Below are 7,137 nucleotides of genomic sequence, written 5' to 3'. Positions count from 1 at the left end.
CGCTGTGCCTGCTTGCTGCCGGCATCAGCCAGGCCATGGCCCATTCGGCGGATGAACACGCCGGCCATGACATGCCCGCCAAAAGTGCTACCTCCGAAAGCGCCCAGGTGAAGTTCGCCGACGTCGCTCTGATGGACCAGACGGGCAAAGCAGTGCGCCTGGAACAAGACCTGGTGAGCAACAAGATCGTGGTCATGAGTTTCATCTACACCAGCTGCACCACGGTCTGCCCGGTGGTGTCCTCGATCATGGGCAAGGTACAGAAGCAACTCGGCGCGCGGGTCGGCACCGAGGTGCAGCTGGTGTCGATCAGCATCGACCCGCAACGCGACGATGCCAAGCGGCTGAATGAGTACGCCCGCTCGTTCCAGAACGGCCCCGGCTGGAGCTGGCTCACCGGCTCTACCCAGTCGGTCGCCGAAACCCTCAAGGGCCTGGGCACGTTCAACGGCGACTTGAAAAGCCATGCGCCGCTGATTCTGGTGGGCGATGGCAACAGCCGGCACTGGACCCGCTACTACGGTTTCACCGACCCGGCCGTGCTCACCCGCGAAGTGGAAAAACTCAGCGGCGAACGCAATGCCCACGCCAAACACACCGCCATTGCCATGGAGCAGCACCCATGAGGACTTTCGACCGTATCGCCTTGAGCCTGTGCCTGGGCCTCTTCAGCTCGCTGGCGCTTGCCCATGAGGGCCACCAGGAACCCGCACCTGCCACGCCCGCCACGCCCGCCGCGCAACCGGCCAGCGGCACGCGCGACGCCAAAACCTGGTTCACCGACACCCCGTTGCAGGACCAGAATGGACAGACCCTGCGGTTCTACAGCGACGCGCTGCAAAACCGGGTGGTGCTGCTCAACGTGATTTTCACCAGTTGCAATGATGCCTGTCCGCTGATCACCCAAAAACTCAAGGAAGTTCGCGAAGTCCTGGGCGACAAGGCCGAGGGCATCACCTTTATCTCCCTTACCAGTGATCCGCTGCGGGACACCCCGGCGGTACTCAAGGCTTACACCTTGAAACAAGGGGTAGAAGACCCCCACTGGCTTTTTCTAACGGGCGACAAGGCCCAGATGGACCTGGTACTGGGGCGCATCGGCCAGATCGTGCCGACCCCGGAACAGCACTCCACGCAACTGATCGTCGGTGACGTGGCCAACAAGCGCTGGAGCAAGATTCGTCCCGATGCCCCGGCCGCCGCCATTGCCCAGCGCTTGCAGTTGCTGACAATGCCGCTGGTCGGCCGTTGAGCGCGCGCCATGAAAACCTCCCTCGTCCTCGGCCTGCTGCTCCTGTGCGGTCTGCACCTCGGCGCCCAGGCGCTGCCGCTGACCCCCAGCGAAAGCGCCGGTAAACGGCTGTATCGCGAGGGGCTGTCAGCCAGTGGCGAGCCCATCCTGGCGCGGGTCGGTGCGGCGGGGATGCTGTTGCCCGCCACCAGCCTGCCTTGCGCCAATTGCCATGGCGCCGACGGCGTGGGACGACCCGAAGGCGGGGTGCGACCACCGGATTTGAGTTGGCCGCGGCTCAGCAGCACCTATGGCCAGCAACAGGTCAACGGCCGCGACTACCCGGCCTATACCGACGCCAGCCTGGCCAAAGCCATTCAGGAAGGCCGCGATCCCGGCGACAATCGACTCGACCCGGCGATGCCCAGGTTTGTCCTGTCGATGAACGATCAGCGCAACCTCACCGCCTATCTCAAGCGCGTGGCCGAAGACCGCGACCCTGGCCTCGACCCGGCCACCGTGCACCTGGGTACGCTGTTGCCAGCTTCCGGGCCGTTGGGCGAGGAGGGGGCCACGGTGGCGGCGGTGCTCAAGGGCAGCGTGGCGCGTATCAACGAAGCCGGTGGTATCCACGGCCGGCAACTGCGCCTGACCATTCTCGACCCGGGGCCGGACCGCGCCAGTGCCGAGCAGGCGCTGGACCGCCTGATTGACCAGGAACAGGTATTCGCCCTGATCGCGCCCCTGGTGCCGGCACTGGACGCAGACCTGGCCACTCGTCTGGAACGCGCCGGCGTGCCGCTGATCGGTCCCTTGTCTCTGCTGGGAACAGCCCAGGCCAGCCGGCAGATTTTCGAGCCCTTGCCGGGCTTGCGCGAGCAACTGATCGCCTTGGCCGACTACGCCACCGAACAGCTCAAAGTGCTGCAGGGGCCCACGCTGATCACCTATCCGGACGAAGCCGGCCAGCGCCTTGCGGCCCAGAACCTGAGCCGGTATCTGCAGGATCACGCCTGGCAGAAAGTACGCCTGCAAGCCTACGACCCGGCCAGCGAAGAAGTGCCGCTAGGCTCGCGTTCGGTATTTTACCTGGGCAGCGGCGCCGGTTTCAGTCGCCTGGCCGAGCGCCTGCAAGTGGCCGGGCAGGTGCCGTATCTGTTTGCCACCTCGAATCAGGTGGCGGGGGACCTGCTGCAGGTGCCCAGTGGTTTTTCCCGGCGAGTGTTCCTGGCGTATCCGTTTGTGCCCAGTGACTGGACCGTTGCTGGCCGCCTGGCCCTGACGCAGGTGCGCGCCAACCAGGGCCTGGGCGGCCAGCACGCGGTGCTGCAAGTGGGCGCCTACAGCTCGATGCTGCTGCTCAGCGAGGGCCTGAAACAGGCCGGGCGCGACACCAGCCGCGAGAAGCTGGTCGACGCCCTCGAAGGCCTGCACGACTTCGATACCGGGCTGACGCCCTTGATCAGCTTTGGCCCTGGCCGCCGGCTGGGCCTGAGCGGCGCCCATGTGGTGACCGTGGATCTGCCTGACCAGCGTTTCTACCTGGTAGCGCCCTATAGACCGATAGCAGCGATGCCCTGAACGGAGGCTCATCATGAAACTCAACACCTGGTTGCTCCTGCTGACCCTGTCGGTGCCGGTGAGCTACGCCAGCACCGGCCCGATCGCGGCGCGGGTCAATGGCGAGGAAATATCCGAATTTCGCCTGGAACGCTATTTCGCCGAGTTCCTCGAGGACCAGGGCCGGGCATTGGGCAGCATTCGTAATCCCAAGGCCTACAAGCAACTGCGGCAAAAGGCCCTGGACGCCCTGATCGACAAGGAACTGCTGTGGCAAGAAGCCGTCAAGCGCGGCGTGGTGATCAGCGACGCACAGGTGCAGGGCCAGGTCGACCAGGCTCGCCAGGCCATCGGCGGCCCCGAGGTGTTCGCCCGGCGCCTGAACGATGCCGGTTTTGACGAAGCCAGCTTCATCGAGTACACCCGGCGTGACATGGCGGCGCAGCAGGTATTTGCCGAACTGACCAAGGTGGCCGAGCCCGACGAGAAAGCGGTGCGGGCTTTTTACGAGGAACACCGCAGCGAAATGGGCCGGCCCGAGGAAGTACAGGCGCGGCATATCCTGGTGAAGGTCCCTGAAGGCGCAGATACCGCGACAATTGAAGCAGCGCGTCTACGCTTGGTAGACATGCGGTTGAAAATCGTTAACGGTGCCGAATTTGCCAGTATTGCCAAAAGTGCTTCAGAGGATGCTTCCGCCAGCAGCGGCGGGGACCTGGGATATTTCCCCAAGGGCCGCATGTTCCGTGAATTCGAAGCGACAGCCTTTGCCATGGCCCCGGGTGACCTCAGCGAGCCGGTACGCACTCCGGTGGGCTGGCACCTCATTTATTTACAGAACCGTAGCGAGCCCGCCGATGTCTCAGAAGAACAGGGACTGGAAATGGTCAGGGCTTACCTTGCTCGACAGCAACAGGTTGCCATTCGTGGCGAAGTGCTTGCGCAGCTGCGGTCGAGCAATCGAATTGAACGGATTGACGACGATTGAAGTTTGTTCCCCAATAGTGGGGAAAAGCTTCAGGGTGAATCCGTGCACTTGCCCCGGCTTTGGGGGGCACTTCGCGGTGGTGTGCTCGGGCGAAAAAGGTTTTTCATGAATATCAACTACATGCAGTGGTGAAAACTTCCGCGCCGAGCCTGGCATGAAGTGTGCGTTAGCCTGATTGAGGCGGCACTCTGCCAGGTTCGAGATTCGGACCTGCGGTTACAAGGAGTCCACCTTGTTAAACAAAGTACTGGTTGTTGAAGACGAACAGCTCCTTGCACAAAACCTCCAGGATTACCTGCAGGCGCAAGGGCTGGAAGTCCGGATAGCACACGAAGGTGCCAAAGCCATCGGCGAAGCCGCTGATTTTGCCCCCGATGTGATGGTGTTCGATTACCGCTTGCCCGATATGGAAGGTTTTGACGTTCTCGAACAAGTCCGCCAGAACAGGAATTGTCATTGTGTACTGATTACAGGGCACCCAACCGCTGAAGTCTGTGAGCGGGCCCGGCAACTTGGAGTCAGTCACATCCTGTTCAAGCCGTTTCCTTTGGCGGAGCTGGCCCGGGCCGTTTGTGACCTTCTGGGGATGGAGCGCCGAACGAACACTGCTACAGGATTCGTCGAACGACGCCAGAGCAGGACCGAAAGTTTCCCGCTGCAGTTGTACGACGGAAGCTGGGTGCTGGTGGATCGCCGAAGAAACTCGAACTCCATGGCACCAGACGACGAACAATTGCTCACCGGGGAGTAATGACGCGACAAGTCGTTCCGGACCCCCCGTAACTGCTCGCCGCGTCGACAGGGCTCAAAGCCCCCGGCGTTGGAGAGCATGCCATGGACCGTCTATCCCTAGCCGTAGAACCGGCGCTGTTGGACACCGTACCGTCGCGTTTTTCCAGTGAACAACTGGCCCAGGCCCGCTCCCGCGCGGCCACTTCCGGCGAACGGGTGCTGGAAGCACTTGGGGTGTTGTGTGAACTGGCCCCCATGCCCTTCATCGAATGCCTGGGCACCACCCTGCATTATCCGGTGCTCGACACCGACACGCTGTTCAAGGCCACCCCGGTATTCGACCGGGTCACCCTGGCCCAATGCCTCAAGCGCGAATTTATCCTGCTGCGTCACGAAGAGACGGTCATTGGCGTGTTCGCCGACCCCTTCGACAGCGCGCGCCTGGCCTGGATCGACGACTGCCTGCACGGCGCGCCTTTGTACCTGGTGCACGCCGACGATCTCAAGGCCTACCTGGCCCGCCACGAGGAAAGCTTTCACGCGGTTGAATCGCTCAATGCCCAGGCCGACTCAGGGGTGGAAATCGACAAGCTGCAAAGCCTGTCCCTGACCAGCATCAGCGAGGACGCCAGCGTCGTGGTCAAGCTGGTCAACTCGACCCTCTACGATGCGCTGAAGATGCACGCCAGCGACATCCACCTGGGCACCACCGGCAGCGGCCTGGTGATCAAGTACCGCATCGACGGCGTGCTCAACAATATCAGCAAGATCCAGGGCACCGAGTTCGCCGAGCAGGTGCTCTCGCGGGTCAAGGTCATGGCCGAACTGGACATCGGCGAAAAACGCGTGCCCCAGGATGGCCGTTTCAAGATCGGTATCAGCGGGCGGCAGATCGACTTCCGTGTGTCCATCATGCCCAGCATCTTTGGCGAGGACGCGGTGCTGCGGGTACTGGACAAACAGGACCTGGCCGACAAGGTCAGTGGCGTGCAGTTGCAGGCCCTGGGCTTTGAAGACGAAACCCTGCGCCAACTGCGCCGCCTGGCGTCCGAACCCTACGGCATGGTGCTGGTGACCGGCCCGACTGGCAGCGGCAAGACCACCACGCTCTACGCCATGATCACCGAGATCAACCACGGCGTGGACAAGATCATCACCATCGAAGACCCGGTGGAGTACCAACTGCCGGGTGTGCTGCAGATTCCTGTGAACGAGAAGAAGGGCCTGACCTTCGCCCGGGGGCTGCGCTCGATCCTGCGCCACGACCCGGACCAGATCATGGTCGGTGAGATCCGTGACCCGGACACCGCGCAGATTGCCGTGCAATCGGCACTCACCGGGCACTTGGTGTTCACCACCATCCACGCCAACAACGTGTTCGACGTGATTGGCCGTTTCACCCAGATGGAAATCGACCCCTACAGCCTGGTTTCGGCGCTCAACGCGGTGCTGGCGCAACGGCTGATTCGGCTGGTCTGCGCCAGCTGCAGCGCGCCGCATTTCCCCACTGATGACGAGTTGCACCTCTCGGGGCTCGACCCGCAACAGGTGACCGATTTCCACTTCGTGCACGGCAAGGGCTGCGGCCACTGCCGGGGCACCGGGTATCGCGGGCGTACCGCGATCGCCGAGCTGCTGCACCTGGACGACGAGCTGCGGCAGATGATCGTCGAGCGCCAGCCGATTTCGAAAATCAAGGCCCATGCCTGCAAACGTGGCTTGCGCCTGCTGCGCGAGTCGGCCCTGGAACTGGTGCAGGAAGGGCGGACCACGCTCGAGGAGATCAATCGTGTCACTTTTGTCTCGTGATCGTTTTGTCGCCGTACTCGGCGCCAGTGGCGGTGGCCTGGGCCGGCGCCAGGGCAGCGACACCCTGTGGCTGGGCAGCGTCGGTTTCATCGACGAAGGCTTCCATGCCTGGGCTGTCGCCCTGGAAACCCTCGACCGCCTGCTGGGCGAACATGCCGCTGCCGGTGCGCAGTTGAGCGTGGTCGTGTCGGGGCACTTCAGCCGCTTCTGCCTGGTGCCTTGGAGCGATCAGATCAACAGCCCCGAGGAACTGCGTGGCTTCGCCCAACTGTGCTTCGAAGACCTTTACGGTGTGCCGACGCAGCCCTGGAACCTGGTGTTGTCGGCCGAGCCTGCGGGTTACGACCGCATCGCTGCCGCGCTGCCGCAGGATCTGCTTGAGCGCCTGCGGACGCTGGCCAGCGCCCGAGGCCTGAAGCTGCGTTCGGTGCAGCCCTACTTGATGGCCGCTTTCAATCACTTCGATTCGAGCTTCGACGCCGGCGATTTTCTCTTTGTGGTCGCCGAGCCGGTGCGCAGCGTGTTGCTGGTGGCGCGGGAAGGGCGTTGGGCTTCGGTGCGTTCGGTGGGCAGCAGTGACAGCGATGCCGCGCTGGCGGCGCTGATCGGTCGTGAAAGCCAGCTGCAAGCCTCCACCAGCGACCGCCCGCTGAATGTTTACCTGCATGCGCCGGCACGCATCGATTCGCACCCCGAGGTGCCGGGTGTTCACCTGCGCACCCTTGAAGAGGACCGGACAGCCGTACGCGACAGCCTGTACGTCATGTCCCGGGCGGTGGCCTGACATGCGCGCCCTGATGCTCGACTTCCAGCCGCG

General features: G+C 63.2%; 7 protein-coding genes. All 7 read left to right on the top strand.

The window, feature by feature from the left end; all coding sequences use genetic code 11:
• Nucleotides 1-2: 2 nt before the first annotated feature.
• Entirely contained in the window at nucleotides 3-626 is a 624-nt protein-coding gene (locus ABWY06_RS12245) for an SCO family protein (protein ID WP_353925843.1), read from the top strand.
• Complete coding sequence (locus ABWY06_RS12240; protein WP_122838448.1) at nucleotides 623-1,252, top strand: SCO family protein; 630 nt, start codon at nucleotides 623-625, stop codon at nucleotides 1,250-1,252. Before ABWY06_RS12245 ends, ABWY06_RS12240 begins: the two co-directional genes overlap by 4 nt.
• Before the next feature lie 9 nt (nucleotides 1,253-1,261).
• Nucleotides 1,262-2,812: a cytochrome c/ABC transporter substrate-binding protein gene (locus ABWY06_RS12235; RefSeq protein ID WP_353925842.1), complete on the top strand. Its 1,551-nt coding sequence runs from the start codon at nucleotides 1,262-1,264 to the stop codon at nucleotides 2,810-2,812.
• Nucleotides 2,813-2,825: 13 nt separating this feature from the next.
• Complete coding sequence (locus ABWY06_RS12230) at nucleotides 2,826-3,779, top strand: peptidylprolyl isomerase (protein WP_353925841.1); 954 nt, start codon at nucleotides 2,826-2,828, stop codon at nucleotides 3,777-3,779.
• A 232-nt stretch (nucleotides 3,780-4,011) separates the two neighbouring features.
• The gene (locus ABWY06_RS12225) at nucleotides 4,012-4,530 is read left to right on the top strand and encodes a response regulator (RefSeq protein ID WP_122838451.1); all 519 of its coding nucleotides are present in this window, start codon (nucleotides 4,012-4,014) and stop codon (nucleotides 4,528-4,530) included.
• A gap of 83 nt (nucleotides 4,531-4,613) precedes the next feature.
• Entirely contained in the window at nucleotides 4,614-6,320 is a 1,707-nt protein-coding gene (locus ABWY06_RS12220) for a GspE/PulE family protein (RefSeq protein WP_353925840.1), read from the top strand.
• On the top strand, nucleotides 6,301-7,104 hold the full coding sequence (locus ABWY06_RS12215) for a hypothetical protein (protein ID WP_353925839.1): 804 nt from the start codon (nucleotides 6,301-6,303) through the stop codon (nucleotides 7,102-7,104). Before ABWY06_RS12220 ends, ABWY06_RS12215 begins: the two co-directional genes overlap by 20 nt.
• The last annotated feature ends 33 nt before the right edge of the window (nucleotides 7,105-7,137 follow it).

The sequence above is a fragment of the Pseudomonas sp. genome (assembly GCF_040514055.1).
Lineage (GTDB): Bacteria > Pseudomonadota > Gammaproteobacteria > Pseudomonadales > Pseudomonadaceae > Aquipseudomonas.
The sequence above is the reverse complement of the archived record's forward strand: the minus strand, read 5'-3'. Positions and strand labels throughout refer to the sequence as shown.

Coding starts and splice junctions, on each gene's coding strand:
- ABWY06_RS12240 (WP_122838448.1), top strand. CDS start 623: ATGAGGACTTTCGACCGTATCGCCTTGAGCCTGTGCCTGGGCCTCTTC.
- ABWY06_RS12235 (WP_353925842.1), top strand. CDS start 1,262: ATGAAAACCTCCCTCGTCCTCGGCCTGCTGCTCCTGTGCGGTCTGCAC.
- ABWY06_RS12230 (WP_353925841.1), top strand. CDS start 2,826: ATGAAACTCAACACCTGGTTGCTCCTGCTGACCCTGTCGGTGCCGGTG.
- ABWY06_RS12220 (WP_353925840.1), top strand. CDS start 4,614: ATGGACCGTCTATCCCTAGCCGTAGAACCGGCGCTGTTGGACACCGTA.